This is a genomic window from Streptococcus suis (assembly GCF_002964045.1).
Taxonomy (GTDB): domain Bacteria; phylum Bacillota; class Bacilli; order Lactobacillales; family Streptococcaceae; genus Streptococcus; species Streptococcus suis_U.
Genome location: NZ_POPB01000619.1, coordinates 25,881 through 42,960, shown reverse-complemented (window position 1 = coordinate 42,960; position 17,080 = coordinate 25,881). Strand labels below are relative to the sequence as shown.

The window sequence follows — 17,080 nt, the reverse complement described above, 5'->3', positions numbered from 1 at the left end:
TTTCTAAAGGATAAAGACAAGGTTTTAAACGCTATGGAATTGCCTTATTCCAACGCCAAACTGGAAGCTACCAATAATCTCATCAAAGTCATTAAAAGAAATGCCTTTGGTTTTAGGAACTTTGAAAACTTTAGAAAACGGATTTTGATTGCCTTGAACATAAAGAAAGAGAGAACCAATTTCGTCCTCTCTAGGTGTTAGCTTTTCATCTACCCACTACAGTTGACAAAGAGCCAAAAAACGCAGTAATTTGCGTTTTTTTGTTGTTAATTAACGATGGTTGGCTGTAATTTCAAATTTGTAATACTTCCAATGCTTGTAAGTCTCAGTGTATTCTAGAATCTCTCCGCTAGTGCTATTGGTAGTTGTTTTGTTTTGAAGTACAGCAGGTTCGGTTGCTTTTAATTTCAAATGACTTGCGACTTCCTTTGGACATGGACTGACAATTTCGTTTGTTTCTACAAACGGTTCCTCAGACATGTGGATGTTGTAATCCAATTTGAAGCGTTGGTAAATGGATTGATAGTGCTCTAATGGAGCATCGGGATTCTGGATAAATCGTTGTGGGATATATGAATTGTGGAAAATGTAAGGTGTATCCTCTGCAGAGCGAACTCTGACAATTTTGTAATAAAAATCATTTTTATCCAAATTCAATTTTTCAAGAATTGCTGGGTCATTGCCCTTATCGCATGAAAGAACGACAACCTTATCTTTGTCCATCGGGAAAATTTCAATATCGGAAAATTCCACTAGACGCCCTTTGCGAGAGCGTGAAACAAACGTTCCTTTCCCTTGTTGTCGAACGAGGTAACCGTCTTTTACAAGTTCATTTACTGCACGAATAACAGTGATAGAGCTAACATTAAAAAGCTTTGTCAATTCAGATTCTGTGTAAAATTTATCGCCATTTTCAAATTTACCAGAAATAATCTGTTGACGTAAGTCATTTTGTATAAGTTGGTACTTAGGTACTTTCATTACATATTCCTTCCTTTCTATGATTTATTATACTAAATGGTTGAGAAAAAATCAAAAAATATAGCTATTTCTATAAAAAAATCGAAGAGAAAACCTATACATTTCAATTGTTTAAATGAGTTTGTAATGAAATTCAAAGAAGTGTAAAAAAAATGAAAAAACTACTGGACATAACCACGGCAAAATGTTATTATATTAACAGAAAGGTAAGCGGTAACATCGGAGGAGACCTATGAAAGAATTTAAAATTAAAAATCAATTCTACATAAATGGAAAACCGTTTAAAATTTTATCTGGTGCTATCCATTATTTTAGGGTTCATCCGGATGACTGGTACCATTCCTTGTATAATTTAAAAGCTTTAGGTTTTAATACGGTTGAAACCTATGTTCCTTGGAACTTGCATGAACCAAAGAAAGGTGAGTTCTCATTTGAAGGAATACTAGATATAGAGCGATTCTTGGGAATTGCTCAGGAACTAGGGCTTTATGCAATTGTTCGTCCTTCCCCCTATATTTGTGCAGAGTGGGAGTGGGGTGGTTTACCCGCTTGGCTGATGACGGAGGAGCTTCAAGTACGCTCGAGTGATCCAGTATATTTGAAGCACCTAGATGAATATTACGCTTCTCTTCTTCCTAAATTAGCCAAGCTCCAACTCTCGCAAAATGGAAACATACTAATGTTCCAAGTGGAAAACGAGTATGGTTCCTATGGTGAAGAAAAAGAGTATTTAAGAGCAGTGGCTGAAGTGATGCGTAAATATGGGTTGACAGCCCCTCTATTTACCTCAGATGGACCATGGAGAGCCTGTCTGAGAGCAGGTAGCATGATTGCAGACGATGTCTTGGTGACAGGGAATTTCGGATCGAAAGCCAAGGAAAACTTCGCTATGATGCAGGATTTCTTTGACGAGTATGATAAGAAATGGCCACTCATGTGTATGGAATTCTGGGATGGTTGGTTTAACCGCTGGGGTGATGAAGTCATTCGTCGCGACCCAGAGGAATTAGCTCAAGCAGTCATGGATTGTATTGAATTGGGATCGATTAACCTCTATATGTTCCATGGTGGAACCAACTTTGGTTTCATGAATGGTTGTTCAGCAAGGGGGCAAATTGATTTACCGCAGGTAACGTCTTATGATTATGACGCTATACTTGATGAAGCAGGTAATCCGACTAAGAAATTCTATGCCTTGCAAGGCTTGATGAAGGAAAAATATCCTGAACTGGATTACTCAGAACCACTAATTAAGGAAGCAAGAGCCTTCCCGGCAGTTAGTCTGAAAGATAAAGTTAGCTTATTTGCTACACTCGACAATGTAAGCGTTTGCCAAAAATCGTTTTATCCGCGGAATATGGAGTCTCACGGTCAATCGACGGGCTATATCTACTATAGGACACAGCTTGAGAAGGATAAGATTGACGCAGAACGATTCAGAGTTGTGGATGCGCGCGATAGGATTCAAGTATATGCTGATGGTCAATTGGTGACGACTCAATATCAAACCGAGATAGGTGAGGATATTGATTTACACCTCGAAAATAGACAAACAGAGGTGTCTATCCTGGTTGAGAACATGGGGCGTGTGAACTATGGTCATAAATTGACGGCACCAACTCAATCCAAGGGGATTGGTAGAGGTGCTATGGCGGACTTGCATTTTATCGGTAATTGGGAAACCTATCCATTGCCATTAGATGATGTATCCTATCTTGATTTTACGCAAGAGTGGAAAGAGGGACAACCAGCCTTCTATCGTTATCCGTTTGAATTGGATGAATTGGCAGATACTTACTTAGACATGACTGGTTTTGGTAAGGGAGTTGTATTTGTTAACAATGTAAATATTGGACGTTTTTGGGAAAAAGGACCAATCCTCTATCTCTATATTCCAAAAGGATACTTAAAGAAAGGAGAGAATGAAATTATCGTCTTTGAGACGGAAGGAAGATATAGAGAAAAGATTAGCTTTTCACAAAAACCAGTAATAAAAGAATTGTAGAGTCTAAAAGTAGACTTCTACTCAAAAGATTTATGAAGAAGAGGAGAAGAAAATATGGCAATTATTGCTACACGTATTGATGGTCGTTTGATTCATGGTCAAGTTGCTAACCTGTGGACTACCAAATTAAATATTAGTCGTATCATGGTTATCGATGATGCTGTGGCTCAGAACGATATTGAAAAACAAGGTCTAAAATTAGCCTGTCCTCCAGGGGTAAAATTATCTATTTTACCAATTGAAAAGGCTGCTAATAATATTAAGGAAGGTAAGTATGACAGTCAACGTCTCTTGATTGTTGCACGTCGCCCAGAAAACTTCCTTCGTTTGGTTGAATATGGAGTTGAATTGGCAGAATTGAACGTAGGAAATATGTCTCAATCACCAGAAACTCGCTCTGTTACTCGTTCTATCAACGTTGTTGATAAAGACATCGCTGATTTCGATGCCTTGGTTGCAAAAGGTGTGAAATTGATTGCCCAAATGGTGCCAGGTGACACACCAAAAGACTTTATGCCATTGTTGGATAAAGTAAGATAATTTACGGATATTTTTGAAAAATTTTAAAGGAGGATCACTATTATGCAATGGTGGCAAATATTACTTCTAACGCTCTACTCTGCTTATCAGATCTGTGATGAGTTGACAATTGTATCGTCAGCTGGTTCACCTGTATTTGCAGGTTTCATCTCTGGTTTAATCATGGGAGATTTGGCAACTGGTTTGACAATCGGAGCGTCTCTTCAATTGATGGTACTCGGTGTGGGTACTTTCGGTGGTGCATCTCGTATCGACGCAACTTCTGGTGCAGTTCTTGCAACAGCCTTCTCAGTATCACAAGGTATTGATCCAGAGTTGGCAGTAGCAACAATCGCGGTACCAGTAGCTGCACTCCTTGTATATACAGATATCGCTGGTCGTTTCTCAACTACTTACTTTGCACACCGAGTGGACGCAGCTGTTGAAAAATTTGACTACGCAGCAATCGAACGTAACTACCTTCTCGGTGCTATCCCATGGGCACTCTCTCGTGCACTCCCTGTATTCCTTGCTCTTGCATTCGGTGGTGAATTCGTAGATGCAATGGTACAAGCTATCCAACAATATCAATGGGTTGCAAACGGTTTGACATTGGCTGCTCGTATGCTTCCAGGTCTTGGTTTCGCTATCCTTCTTCACTACCTTCCACTTAAACGCAACCTTCACTACTTGGCAGTTGGTTTTGCCCTTACAGCTATGTTGACAGTTCTTTACGGTAACGTATCTGCATTGGGTGGCGCTGTTGCTGGCATCGTTGGTACTCTTCCAGAAGATTCTGGTGTAGCATTTGTAAACAACTTCAAAGGTTTGTCAATGATTGGTATCGCAATTATTGGTATCTTCCTTTCAGTTTTACACTATATCAACAGCCAAAAAGTAGCAGTAGTTGCTCCATCAAATTCAGAAAGTGGGGAAATTGACGATGACGAAATCTAATTACAAATTAACAAAAGAAGATTTTAATCAAATCAACAAACGTAGCTTGTTCACTTACCAACTTGGTTGGAACTATGAGCGCATGCAAGGTTCAGGTTACCTTTACATGATCTTGCCTCAATTGCGTAAAATGTATGGAGATGGCACTCCTGAGTTGAAGGAAATGATGAAATTGCATACTCAATTCTTCAATACTTCACCATTCTTCCATACCATTATCACAGGTATTGACTTGGCACTTGAGGAAAGCGATGGCGTAGCTTCTAAAGATGCGGTAAATGGTATCAAGACTGGTTTGATGGGTCCATTTGCACCAATCGGTGACTCAATCTTTGGTTCATTGGTTCCAGCAATCATGGGTACTGTTGCAGCGACAATGGCTAGCCAAGGTTCACCAGTTGGTATCTTCCTCTGGGTGGCTGTAGCAGTTGTTTATGACATCTTCCGTTGGAAACAATTGGAAATTGCCTACAAAGAAGGTACTAAACTGATTACAACAATGCGCGACCGTTTGACTGCTCTTGTTGATGCGGCTTCTGTACTCGGTGTGTTCATGTTGGGTGCTTTGATTGCAACAATGATCAACTTTGAAGTTTCTTGGGCTCCAACTGTTGGTGAAAAAGTGATTGATGTTCAAGACTTGCTCAACACAATCTTCCCACGTTTGGTTCCAGCAATCTTCACAGGCTTTGTATTCTGGTTGCTTGGCCGTAAGGGTATGACTTCTACTAAGGCTATCTTGATTATCATTGCGCTTGCTCTTTGCTTGTCATTCATTGGTCACTTTGCATTTGGTATGGCATAATGGTTAGAAGTTTAGTATTAGTAAGTCATGGCATCTTCTGTGAAGAGTTAAAAAAATCTACGGAAATGATTATGGGTCCTCAAGAGGACATTCATACAGTAGCGCTTTTACCAGAAGAAGGTCCTGAAGACTTCCAGAAAAAATTTGAAGAAACAATTGCTAATCTAGATGACTTCGTTGTCTTCGCAGATTTGTTAGGTGGTACACCAGCCAATGTCGTATCACGAAAATTGATTGAAGGTGGGCAGTTTGATCTCTATGCAGGAATGAACATGCCAATGGTCATTGGTTTCTTGAACGGTGTCTTGCTTGGCGAAGCCGTAGACTATGTCGAATTTGGTACAAGCAACCTTGTCCACGTCAATAGCCTATTAACAAGTGATGAAGATGAGTGAAAAACTCCAGTGGAGTTTTTCAGCCCGAGCCTAGAAATAGGAGAGCGTGGAAAGTTCAAGTGAACTGTTTCAACTGGTCACCTTAAAATAAGATATACAAGTTAGTCATCTATTTAGAAAGGCTTTAAGTATCCTGAGGGGAAGCACGTTGAATGCCTCCCCTCCTTTGTTTTCGTGAGGAAAAGCAATGATTGAAGTAAAAACATTTGGTGAAAAAGCGAAGCTCTATTGCTTGAAAAATAAAAATGGTATGCAGGTTACTCTGACAGATTTTGGTGCCAGAGTGGTGGAAGTGCTTCTGCCAGTAGAAGAAAATGGTGGTTTACGAAATATTAGTTTGGCGGCAGGGTCAGATGTTGATTACCGCAAGACAGATTTGTATCCTGGTTCTACTATTGTTCCAGTTGCTGGACGGATTTCAGGTGCCCAGGCTGAGATAAAGGGAACACGCTACCGTTTCACAGAAAATGAACCAGGTCGGACCTTGCATGGTGGGGATGACACGGCAAATGAGCAGTATTGGGATGTTGAGCTAGACCATGAGAGAAATCAAGTGACCTTTGGTATGGTCCTACAAGATCGTTTTAATGGTTTTCCTGGTGATGTGAGGGTTGAGGCTATTTATGGTCTAACAGACCAGAATGAGTTGACGGTAGATTACCGGGCGGTGTCTAGCAAAGATACGATTTTCAATCCGACTAATCACATCTATTTCAACTTAACGGGGGATTTTCAGCAGTCAGTAGCAGACCATGAAATTCGGATTGCGGCCAATCGCTATGCTCCGCTTGGTGAGGACAATCTGCCGACAGGTGTTTTAGAGGATGTGACAGGAACACCATTTGACTTTAGAGAATTGGCCCCATTTGCGCAAGGGTTTGACAGCCAGCACCCACAAAATGTGTTGGTGAAGGGCTACGACCATCCGTGGCTCTTGGAGGATGTGGATAAGCCAGTTGAAGTGGTCAGTCCAGATGGAAAAATTGGTCTGCGCGTGCGAACCAATCAGCCATCAGTGGTTATCTACACCTACAATTTTCCTGTCGAAGCCTTGGCTGCCTATCATGGAGTTTTTAGTTTGGAATGTCAGGCCTTGCCGAATGCTTGTAACCTAGATGGCTTTGGCTCCATTTTGCTGGAAAAAGATGAGGAATTCTTGTCCCAGACTGTTTATCAATTTACATGGTAAGAATGAGAAGCTCTAACTGTTGTACAGATAGGGCTTCTTGTCTTTTTTGGAAAATATGGTATAATAAACCGGTGTGTTTCGATTGAAGCAGACGAAAGAGGAAAATAATGACAAAAGAACAAGAATTTTTAAAGGAATTTGAAGCTTGGGTCAATACTCAAGTCATGGTAAACGAGATGGCGGTAGAAGAAAGCCGTCGTGTCTTGGAAGAGGACAAGGATGAGCGTGCAGCGGATGCTTATATTCGTTATGAAAGTAAGCTAGATGCCTATCGCTTTATCCAAGGGAAATTTGCCAACTACCATGCTGGCAAGGACTTCCACGATTTACCAGATGGCTTGTTTGGCCAAAGACATTATTAAAGGGAGGATAGGAATCTTGGCAAAGAAAAAAATCAATCGTAAAAAAGTTTTGAAAAAACAATTAGCAGACTTGAAACGTGCAGGTCGTGTAGGTCTTGAAAGAGCGACAGAAGTTGTAGAAACAGTCGCTCATAAGGCTGAGGTTGCAGTAGAGCATGCTGTGGAACAAGTGAAAGAAGTTGTAGCAGAGGTGACTTCTTCAGCGACGTCATTGGAAGACTTTTTGGCACTTCCTAAGTTGGAAGGCATTGCGGCAGCACGTTTGGAAACCTTCTACCAAGCAGGTATTCAATCTGTGGCTGATTTTGCAAACCATACAGAAAAAGAGCTCTTGGCTCTTAAAGGCATCGGTCCTGCAACTATCAAACAGTTGAAAGAAAAAGGGATTGACTTGAAAGCTTAATATAACAGAAACCAACTGAAATGAGTTGGTTTTTTCTTGTTCTCTTGCTATAATAGAATTAGAATATTCAAGGAGAAAATCTATTGGCAAAGAAGAAAAATCAGGAGAAAGTTGTTTCTATTCATTCGAAGAAAAAACTTACGGGACAAGAAATGAATGGTCTATCAACAGATCAACTCTTTTGGGAGGTTGTTTACAGGAAGTATCCATATGAAATCAAGAGTGGACTTAGAGAGATTTTGAAGGTGGATCCAGAGCATCTAGGTGCTCGATTTGAATTGTACAAGTTTGAATACCCTGAATGGGGATATGAAAATCTCGAAGATATCAATTTATTTGCGGCAGAGGCTATTGAATTGTGGCTCGAGGAAGGTTGCCCAGCCTGGAATAGGGAAGAACCAAGTTACAGTTTAGGAATCGTTTTAAATATCTTATATTTTTATTGTGAAAAAGGTCTGTACGGATTAGCCAATGCTTTGTGCGATATTATTATAAGTCATCCCCAAGAAGCCTATCATCGCGACTTTATTTTTATATTATTGAGCGTTAAAAATCAGGTTTTTGACTTTGACTATCTACAGAACCAGTTTGAAAATGAATTAAAGAATGCAACAGTTCAAGATGCGACCGCTATACATTTTTTAATAGCTTCTATGGTTAGGGGTGAATTTGCTGTGGCTAAGTCAGTCTTGCGACTAATTCTTGAACGCTATCCTGAATATTCATGGATCTTTCAAACTGGTCATTGGCCGATGGTGGCTTTCGAAGAAAATGGTCTATTTGTTATTAGTGAATCAGATACCATGTTTAACTCGCTGGTATTTATGCAAGATTTCCTGGAACGTAGACGGGATTTGGTTAGAAAAGTTAGTCAAATGACCAGGGAAATTGAGGAAAATCGTGAGGGAACGATTCAACATTTCTATAAGTTCTACCAACTGCCGGAGCTTTTGAATCTGCAGGAAAAACGAGTTCGAATTTTTTACGAAAATGGTATTCATAAGTTAGAAGATTTTAAAAAATGGACTGAAAAAGAATTACTAGCATTAGATGGCATTGGAAAAACTAGTATTGAACACTTAAAAGATCAAGGTATTCAATTCAAATCTTAGACTTATTTTTCTTGCTTACAATGCATAATTCTGTTACAATAAAACCATTCAGAGGTGTTTTGAGCCCCATTTGTCACAGGAAGCGGTGGTACTGAGAAATCCGCACAAATGTCAAAACTGGTTGCTGATGCTATGAATCGAATAAGCAAAGTGCAGATAGTTTATCTGAACAAGGGTGGTACCGCGGAATAACTTCGTCCCTGTCTAGCAAGTCTAGACAGGGATTTTCATTTGGAAAGGAGAAGATATGTTACATCATGTTGAAATATATGTTTCAGACTTGGAAACCTCACGTGCATTTTACGATTTTCTTCTGACCAAGCTGGGCTACACGCTCTATCAGGAGTGGGAGGACGGGCTGTCTTATAAAAAAGCAGAGCAGTACCTGGTCTTTGTCCAAACGCCAAAGGACTTCCTAGAGGCAGGTTATCACCGGTGCCGAACAGGTCTCAATCATTTAGCCTTTCATGCGGGTACACCTGATGAGATTGACCAATGGCGGAAGGAATTTTTGACCAGACGAGTCAAACTGCTCTACGACGACCGCTATCCCCACGCAGGAGGACCAGACCACTATGCCCTCTATCTAGAGGATCCAGATGGGATAAAGATAGAGTTGGTGGGGGAGGTAAGATGAATCTAATTATTATTGGAGCACAAGCTTCTGGCAAGATGACCGTTGGGCAGGAAGTTGCGAAATTGACAGGGATGACCCTCTTTCATAATCACGATTCGATTGATTTTAGCCTACGATTTATCCCTGAATTTTCTGAGGATATGTTTGACCTCAATACACGTATTACATTTGCTGTTTATGATGTGTTTGCTAGTTCAGGTCGCCCACTGATTGGAACTGCCTTGATTAATTTTAAAAATCTCATAGATGTTCAATTCCTTACAACAGTTCAGACGATTTTTCATCATCATGGTCAGGAAATTTTATTTGTTGAATTGGAAACTGCTTTAGAAGAACGTCTGCGGCGTAATCGGACAGAAAATCGACTGACCCATAAACCTTTGAAACGAAACATTGAAGTTTCAGAGGCTGAGATTCTTTCTACAGCTGATACATGTCAATATACTTCATTAGGCATTCCAGAGGGCATTCAGCATTATCTCAAAATTAATAATACCCACCTTACTGCTAATGAAGTTGCTCAACTGATTATCCAAAAAATGGAAGAACTTGAGCAAGAACAAACGAAATAGCCAGCCCAAGGGACTGACTATTTCTAGGAGATTATATGAAAAAGAATTGGGCTATTTCTAGCTTGAGGATAGTATATGCCAATTTTCTTAAAGAATACTAAAGGAGAAAAAATAATGTCAAAAGAATTATCACCAAAATATAATCCAGCCGAGGTTGAGGCTGGTCGTTACCAAACTTGGTTGGACCAAGATGTCTTTAAGCCGTCAGGCGATGCGGAGGCTAAGCCCTATTCAATCGTCATTCCGCCACCAAACGTAACAGGTAAGTTGCACCTGGGGCACGCTTGGGATACCACCCTTCAAGATATTATTATCCGCCAAAAGCGCATGCAGGGCTTTGACACCCTCTGGCTTCCAGGTATGGACCACGCGGGGATTGCTACTCAGGCTAAGGTTGAGGAACGCTTGCGTGAGCAAGGCGTGACCCGTTATGACTTGGGTCGTGAAAAGTTCCTCGACAAAGTCTGGGAATGGAAGGATGAGTACGCAGCGACCATTCGTGAGCAATGGGGTAAGTTGGGTCTGTCTTTGGACTACCAACGCGACCGCTTCACGCTGGACGAAGGCTTGTCAAAAGCCGTTCGCAAGGTCTTTGTTGAACTCTACAAAAAAGGCTGGATCTACCGTGGCGAATTTATCATCAACTGGGACCCTGCAGCTCGCACAGCTCTTTCAGATATTGAAGTTATTCACAAGGATGTTGAAGGTGCCTTCTACCACATGAATTATATGTTGGAAGATGGTTCTCGTGCTCTTCAAGTTGCGACAACTCGACCTGAAACCATGTTCGGTGACGTTGCGGTTGCAGTTAACCCAGAAGACCCACGTTACAAGGACTTGATCGGCAAAAACGTTATCCTGCCAATCGTCAACAAGCCAATCCCAATCGTTGCGGATGAGCACGCAGATCCTGAATTTGGTACAGGGGTTGTGAAAATCACACCTGCCCACGATCCAAATGACTTCCTTGTCGGTCAGCGCCACAATCTGCCACAAGTCAACGTTATGAACGATGACGGTACCATGAACGAGTTGGCGGGTGAATTTGCAGGTATGGACCGCTTTGAAGCTCGTAAGGCAACGGTTGCTAAGTTGCAAGAACTGGGCGCCCTTGTGGAAATCGAAAACCGTGTGCATTCCGTTGGACACTCTGAGCGTACAGGTGTGGTAGTCGAGCCACGCTTGTCAACTCAATGGTTTGTCAAAATGGACCAATTGGCTAAGAATGCCATTGCCAACCAAGACACAGCTGATAAGGTAGAATTTTACCCACCACGTTTCAACGATACCTTCCTACAATGGATGGAAAATGTACACGACTGGGTTATCTCGCGTCAGCTTTGGTGGGGGCATCAGATTCCAGCATGGTATAACGAATCTGGCGAAATGTACGTCGGAGAAGAGGCTCCAGCAGGTGACGGTTGGGTACAGGATGAGGATGTCCTAGATACCTGGTTCAGCTCTGCCCTTTGGCCATTCTCAACCATGGGCTGGCCTGACGAAAATGCGGCGGACTTCCAGCGTTACTTCCCAACTTCAACCTTGGTAACAGGCTACGACATCATCTTCTTCTGGGTGTCACGCATGATTTTCCAATCGCTTGAGTTCACCGGCCGTCAGCCATTCAAGAATGTGCTGATCCACGGTTTGATCCGTGACGAAGAAGGCCGCAAGATGTCCAAGTCGCTTGGAAACGGGATTGACCCAATGGATGTCATCGAGAAATACGGTGCGGACGCTTTGCGTTGGTTCTTGTCAAACGGCTCTGCGCCTGGTCAAGATGTCCGCTTCTCTTATGAGAAAATGGACGCTTCTTGGAACTTCATCAACAAGATTTGGAACATTTCCCGCTATATCCTCATGAACAATGAAGGCTTGACCTTGGATGCGGCGCGTGAGAATGTCGCGAAAGTCGCAGCTGGTGAGGCTGGCAACGTGACAGACCGCTGGATTCTCCACAACCTCAACGAAACCATTGCCAAGGTCACTGAAAACTTCGACAAGTTTGAGTTTGGTGTGGCTGGTCACATCCTCTACAATTTCATCTGGGAAGAGTTCGCCAACTGGTATGTCGAGCTAACCAAGGAAGTGCTTTACAGCGACAACGAGGCTGAGAAAGTTATGACCCGCTCTGTCCTTCTTTACACGCTGGACCAAATCCTTCGCCTCCTCCACCCAATCATGCCGTTTGTGACGGAAGAAATCTTCGCCCAGTACGCAGAGGGCTCTATCGTGGTGGCGGCCTACCCTGTTGTCAACCCAGCCTTTGAAAATGCGGAAGCCCACAAGGGAGTGGAAAGTCTTAAAGACTTGATCCGTTCGGTGCGAAATAGCAGAGCAGAGGTGAATGTTGCCCCTTCTAAGCCGATTACCATTTTGATTAAGACGGCTGATAGCGAGCTTGAAACCTTCTTCAAGGCAAATGAAAACTACATCCGCCGCTTTACCAACCCAGAACAGTTGGAAATCAGCTCAAGCATTGCTGCACCAGAACTAGCTATGTCAGCCGTTATCACCGGTGCTGAAATCTTCTTGCCGCTAGCTGACCTCCTCAACGTAGAAGAAGAGTTGGCTCGACTAGACAAAGAATTGGCCAAATGGCAAAAAGAACTAGACATGGTCGGCAAAAAACTCAGCAACGAACGCTTTATCGCCAACGCCAAACCAGAAGTCGTTGAAAAAGAAAAAGAAAAACAAGCCGACTACCAAGCAAAATATGATGCGACAGTAGCGCGGATTGAAGAAATGAAGAAGTTGGTGGGGTAACCAATAAAGTACGATGACATTTGAATTTTTGTTAGCTAGAGAATTGCAGGATAATTTGGCACGATAAACATATGAAGAAAATTTCGTTTTCAGATGACGATTTTTCATAAAAAGTTATATTTTCATCATGAAATTTTGTTATAATGTAGGTGAAAACGAGGATAAATCACAGCGATTATGAAAATATCATGAAAATATTTTTGAAAAATGCATGTAGCTAGAAAATAGTTACATGCATTTTCTTCATGCGTACGGCGTGATAATTTGATTAAAACACGGATATTTTCTGAGTTTTTTGATATAATTACTATGAGGTATTGTATCATGATAATAAATGCATTAGATTTGTTCTGTGGAGTAGGAGGGTTGACTTACGGTGTTCAAAATGCTGGCATCAATGTTGTTGCTGGATTTGATTTTGAAAAATCTTGTCAATTCGCTTATGAAAAAAATAATAATTCTAAATTCATTCATAAAGATATTAAGGAATTACAGGATGGAGAGTTATTGGGATATTATCCTGAAGAGACAGATGTAAAGGTTTTGATAGGTTGTGCTCCATGTCAGCCTTTTTCTGCGTATTCTCACCGATATAAAGGTAGCTCTGCTAGTGAAGGAAAGTTAGACTTATTAGATTACTTTGGAAAACAAATTCGTCAAGTAAAGCCTGAGATAGTCTCAATGGAAAACGTTCCTCAGTTAGCAAAAGAAGATATTTTTGATAGGTTTGTAACTTTGTTGGAAGACGAGGGTTATAAAGTAACATGGAAAATCGCTTATGCACCAGCTTACGGAATTCCCCAAAATAGAAAGAGGTTATTACTACTAGCTTCAAAATTTGGAGAAATCAATTTTGATGATGAGTTATCAGAAAATGATTATCCAACAGTTAGGGATGCAATTTATCATTTACCAAAACTGCAGGCAGGACAAATTGACGATAAAGATCCATTACATCGTGCTAGAAACTTAAATGCTATAAATTTAAAGAGAATCAAAAGTTCAAAGCCTGGAGGAACATGGAAAGATTGGGATGAATCCCTTTTACCTGACTGTTATAAAAAAAAGAGTGGAAAGAGTTTTGGTTCCGTCTATGGTAGATTGGAGTGGGATAAACCTTCATCTACAATTACAACTCAGTTTCCAGGATATGGTAATGGTCGATTTGGACACCCCGAACAAGATAGAGCTTTGAGCTTGAGAGAGGGAGCAATTCTTCAAAGTTTTCCTATGGAATACCAATTTGTTGAAAATGTTGGAAGTTTTTCAAGTCAGAAAATTGCAATGCAAATTGGTAATGCAGTACCTCCGAAACTAGGAGAAGTGATAGGAAACAGTATATTAAAACATTTGGAGGAGTATTATGGCTAAACAATTAGGATTATTCGATGATGAGAAGAAGTTAGAAATTCAAAATCAAATAAACGAATTACAATACGAACTCAATTATGATACACGAGATTATCCTATAGGTTATATAGTTGATTTATACGATGGTAATAATAATGAAATTTTTGCACCGGAATATCAAAGAAGAGAATTACTTTGGGGAGTGAAGAGAAAGTCTCGATTTATTGAATCATTATTGCTAGATTATCCAATTCCTTTGATGTTTTTAGCAGATACCGATGACGGAACTATGGAAATAGTTGATGGTTTACAAAGGATTTCAACCCTATCTGAATTTTTTAGCAAGGATGAGAATTTAAAGCTTGATGGCTTGAAAAAACTTGATAAATTGAATGGTTGTACTAGAAGCGATTTACCAGAGGGGGAAATTCGAAGGCTGAGAGCTAGATCTCTCCGTGTCATCGTTTTGAAACACAATACTCCATCAGAAGTCCGAAAAGAATTATTTGATAGATTAAACACAAGCTCTCTTAGTGCTAATTCAAGTGAGGTTAGGTCAGGTAGGGAGCTAGATAATGAATTAATGAAATTAATAAAGGAATTGGCTGAAGATGAACTATTCCGTAAGGTTACTAATCTTTCAGAAAATCGTATTAATAGAAAAGAGGACATTGAATTAGTATCGCGTTTCTTTGCATATAGTAACGCTTTAAACTACTACAGTGGTCATGTCCAAAATTTTGTAGATGACTTTGTAACCTCATCGGGACAGGAATGGTCTGATGATAAAAAAGAAATTTATAAACAAGAATTTCATAATACAATGAATTTTGTTTATAAAAATTTCAAAAGAGGCTTTCAGAAGGAGGACAGAAATCAAACGCCTCGTGTCAGGTTTGAAGCTTTGGCCGTTGGAATAAATCTTGCACTACGTGAAAATCCTGAATTAGAGACTACTGAACAACAAGTAGATAAACTGTTGCAGAGTGTAGAGTTCGAGGAGTGGACTACATCAGATGCAGCCAACAATAGGAGTAAGGTTTTTAGCAGAATAAATGGCGTTAAAGACTATTTTTTGACTGGTAACTTGAGTTAGTAATGAATAGAATTGAATATGAAAAATTAAAACAAGAGATTGATCGTTTTATTGATTTTCTCATACACTTAGAACATTCCATAATTGGTATTGATAGTAATGATTGTCAAAGCTTTAAAGTTGATGTTTTAGATAGAGATGAAGCAGAATCTGTTTTTAAGTCAATGAAATCAAATGCTATGATTATGCTTTACAATTTGGTTGAAGCGTGTGTTCGTATAACAATGAGTAGCTATTACGAAAAATTTAATAATTCTAGTTATTCCTACCCACAAACGATTGAGGAATTAAAAAAGCTTTGGGTTAAGCATAATACCAAAACATTTCATGAGAGTAATATCTCTAAAAGTATATTTGATATGATAGAAAGTGTTATAGATGATGAACATAAGGTATCGTTAGACTTTGAGAATTTTACTCTATCAGGAAATGCGGATTTACGGGAGATAAAATCTATTTTAGAAAATCATGGTATAGGTTATGATTCTGAGAAATTCAAGAGTTATGGCGGAGCCTTAAAATCCATCAAGGATATGAGAAATAGTCTGGCACACGGTAATATCTCGTTTGAAGAAAATGGGAAAAAGCTTGCTGTTGATGATATATCTCAATATAAAACTGAAACGTATCTATGTCTGGAGTATTTTATGAAAGTCGTTCAAGAAGCTGAATTTTAATTATTGTTATTTTAATTTTACATTTTCATTTACAATATGATACTTTAATAACGCCAAACCAGAAGTCGTTGAAAAAGAAAAACAAAAACAAGCCGACTAACAAGCAAAATAGGATGCGACACAGGGACGTATCGCAGAAATGAAAAAACTGGTCTAGTGGTCTAAAACCACTTGATACTTCGTCAACTCACCTTGCCGTACTCAAGTACTGTCTGCGGTGTCGTTTCCTAGTCTCAAGCTGATTTTAGCCACACTAGATTAAACAAATGCCCAGCCTAAAAAGGCTGGGTTTTGTGGTATAATAAGGTTAGAAATTCAAACAGGAGGAGTCTATGCAACCAACCTACAATATTGATAATCCCAATCTTTCCTATGAAGCCAAGCAGGACCTCTGGGAAACTAGTTTTGGACTTCAAAAAGTAGATGGGTTGACTCCGTCTGTTTACATGGAAGAGTTGGCGGATAGGCAAGCTCGTGGAGAGTACACCTATGAGCAGGTGTACGAGGAGATTACTAAATACCACCAGACAATTGATGCTAGTTCGCAAGAGGCGGATATCGTATCTCTCCGAATTGTTGAAATGCTTTCTCAAAACGGTTTTAGCTTCCGACCAACCACTCTCTTACATATCCACAAAGAGCTTTTTCAAGGTGTTTTTGACAGCAATATTCCAGTGGGTGAGTATCGAACGGTTAACATTACAAAAAATGAACCAGTTTTAAAGGGGGATACTGTGATTTATTCAGATTTTCCCTTGATTGTCGCCACTTTAGACTATGATTTCCAGCACGAAAGGGATTTTTCTTATGCTGACTTAGATAAAAAAGCCATTGTTGCCCATATCCAATCCTTTATCTCAGGCATCTGGCAGATCCACCCATTCCGTGAAGGGAACACTCGAACAATCACAGTATTTCTCATCAAATACCTTCGCTCACTTGGTTTTGAGATTGATAATGATCCTTTTCAAAAACATGCCAAATACTTTCGAGATGCCCTTGTGCTTGACAATGCTAAGTTAGTCAATAAACGCTCAGATTTTTTAACTGCCTTTTTTGAAAATCTACTCTTGAACGGTCAGAATGATTTGTCAAGTGAGAGGATGTACGAGGAGTTGGGGATGAATAATAAAGTAGACTCCAAAGTATTATTAGAAAAAAAGAAATTTTTAGAAAATAATACATTTTGAATATGTATAAACAACAATTGCTCTGTTATTCATTTGATTTTATTTAAGAAATAGAAGCTTTATT

At 40.0% G+C, this 17,080-nt stretch carries 17 protein-coding genes and 1 pseudogene; 17 read left to right on the top strand and 1 reads right to left on the bottom strand.

Annotation, left to right across the window (positions count from 1 at the left end; translation table 11 throughout):
- The coding region (locus tag C1E99_RS13395) for a transposase (protein WP_161943210.1) at positions 1–201 on the top strand (201 nt) is incomplete at its 5' end.
- 69 nt (positions 202–270) lie between these two features.
- Here the strand turns inward: C1E99_RS13395 and C1E99_RS13390 are convergent.
- Positions 271–981: a GntR family transcriptional regulator gene (locus C1E99_RS13390; protein WP_105207782.1), complete on the bottom strand. Its 711-nt coding sequence runs from the start codon at positions 979–981 to the stop codon at positions 271–273.
- Positions 982–1,213: 232 nt separating this feature from the next.
- On the opposite strand from C1E99_RS13390, the gene C1E99_RS13385 reads away from it, so the two are divergent.
- From C1E99_RS13385 to C1E99_RS13310, 16 genes and pseudogenes are all read left to right on the top strand, one after another.
- Positions 1,214–2,986 carry a glycoside hydrolase family 35 protein gene (locus C1E99_RS13385; RefSeq protein WP_105207781.1) on the top strand — a complete coding sequence of 591 codons (1,773 nt, stop codon included), beginning with the start codon at positions 1,214–1,216 and terminating at the stop codon, positions 2,984–2,986.
- Between the two features lie 54 nt (positions 2,987–3,040).
- Positions 3,041–3,427, top strand: a pseudogene (locus C1E99_RS13380) (PTS system mannose/fructose/N-acetylgalactosamine-transporter subunit IIB); the annotation flags it as partial.
- 138 nt (positions 3,428–3,565) lie between these two features.
- Positions 3,566–4,462: a PTS mannose/fructose/sorbose/N-acetylgalactosamine transporter subunit IIC gene (locus C1E99_RS13375; protein ID WP_105107200.1), complete on the top strand. Its 897-nt coding sequence runs from the start codon at positions 3,566–3,568 to the stop codon at positions 4,460–4,462.
- A complete protein-coding gene (locus C1E99_RS13370; RefSeq protein ID WP_105207780.1) occupies positions 4,449–5,267 on the top strand; it encodes a PTS system mannose/fructose/sorbose family transporter subunit IID in 819 nt (272 codons plus the stop codon). Before C1E99_RS13375 ends, C1E99_RS13370 begins: the two co-directional genes overlap by 14 nt.
- The gene (locus C1E99_RS13365) at positions 5,267–5,662 is read left to right on the top strand and encodes a PTS sugar transporter subunit IIA (RefSeq protein ID WP_105107202.1); all 396 of its coding nucleotides are present in this window, start codon (positions 5,267–5,269) and stop codon (positions 5,660–5,662) included. The genes C1E99_RS13370 and C1E99_RS13365 overlap by 1 nt, the downstream gene beginning before the upstream one ends.
- Before the next feature lie 187 nt (positions 5,663–5,849).
- Complete coding sequence (locus tag C1E99_RS13360) at positions 5,850–6,851, top strand: aldose epimerase family protein (RefSeq protein WP_105207779.1); 1,002 nt, start codon at positions 5,850–5,852, stop codon at positions 6,849–6,851.
- Positions 6,852–6,958: 107 nt separating this feature from the next.
- Complete coding sequence (locus tag C1E99_RS13355; protein WP_105207778.1) at positions 6,959–7,213, top strand: DUF1912 family protein; 255 nt, start codon at positions 6,959–6,961, stop codon at positions 7,211–7,213.
- A gap of 16 nt (positions 7,214–7,229) precedes the next feature.
- Complete coding sequence (locus C1E99_RS13350) at positions 7,230–7,616, top strand: helix-hairpin-helix domain-containing protein (RefSeq protein ID WP_105207777.1); 387 nt, start codon at positions 7,230–7,232, stop codon at positions 7,614–7,616.
- A gap of 83 nt (positions 7,617–7,699) precedes the next feature.
- Positions 7,700–8,728, top strand: coding sequence for a hypothetical protein (locus tag C1E99_RS13345; RefSeq protein WP_105207776.1), 1,029 nt, complete (start codon positions 7,700–7,702; stop codon positions 8,726–8,728).
- 247 nt (positions 8,729–8,975) lie between these two features.
- Positions 8,976–9,365 (top strand): VOC family protein, encoded by a 390-nt coding sequence (locus tag C1E99_RS13340; RefSeq protein WP_105207775.1) that lies wholly within the window; start codon positions 8,976–8,978, stop codon positions 9,363–9,365.
- Positions 9,362–9,937 (top strand): shikimate kinase, encoded by a 576-nt coding sequence (locus C1E99_RS13335; protein WP_105207774.1) that lies wholly within the window; start codon positions 9,362–9,364, stop codon positions 9,935–9,937. The genes C1E99_RS13340 and C1E99_RS13335 overlap by 4 nt, the downstream gene beginning before the upstream one ends.
- A 114-nt stretch (positions 9,938–10,051) precedes the next feature.
- The gene (locus C1E99_RS13330) at positions 10,052–12,703 is read left to right on the top strand and encodes a valine--tRNA ligase (protein WP_105207773.1); all 2,652 of its coding nucleotides are present in this window, start codon (positions 10,052–10,054) and stop codon (positions 12,701–12,703) included.
- 324 nt (positions 12,704–13,027) lie between these two features.
- Complete coding sequence (locus tag C1E99_RS13325; RefSeq protein WP_105207772.1) at positions 13,028–14,074, top strand: DNA cytosine methyltransferase; 1,047 nt, start codon at positions 13,028–13,030, stop codon at positions 14,072–14,074.
- Positions 14,067–15,149: a DUF262 domain-containing protein gene (locus C1E99_RS13320; protein ID WP_105207771.1), complete on the top strand. Its 1,083-nt coding sequence runs from the start codon at positions 14,067–14,069 to the stop codon at positions 15,147–15,149. Before C1E99_RS13325 ends, C1E99_RS13320 begins: the two co-directional genes overlap by 8 nt.
- A 2-nt stretch (positions 15,150–15,151) precedes the next feature.
- A complete protein-coding gene (locus tag C1E99_RS13315) occupies positions 15,152–15,826 on the top strand; it encodes an MAE_28990/MAE_18760 family HEPN-like nuclease (RefSeq protein ID WP_105207770.1) in 675 nt (224 codons plus the stop codon).
- Between the two features lie 332 nt (positions 15,827–16,158).
- Positions 16,159–17,016: a Fic family protein gene (locus C1E99_RS13310; protein WP_105207769.1), complete on the top strand. Its 858-nt coding sequence runs from the start codon at positions 16,159–16,161 to the stop codon at positions 17,014–17,016.
- Positions 17,017–17,080: the final 64 nt, after the last annotated feature.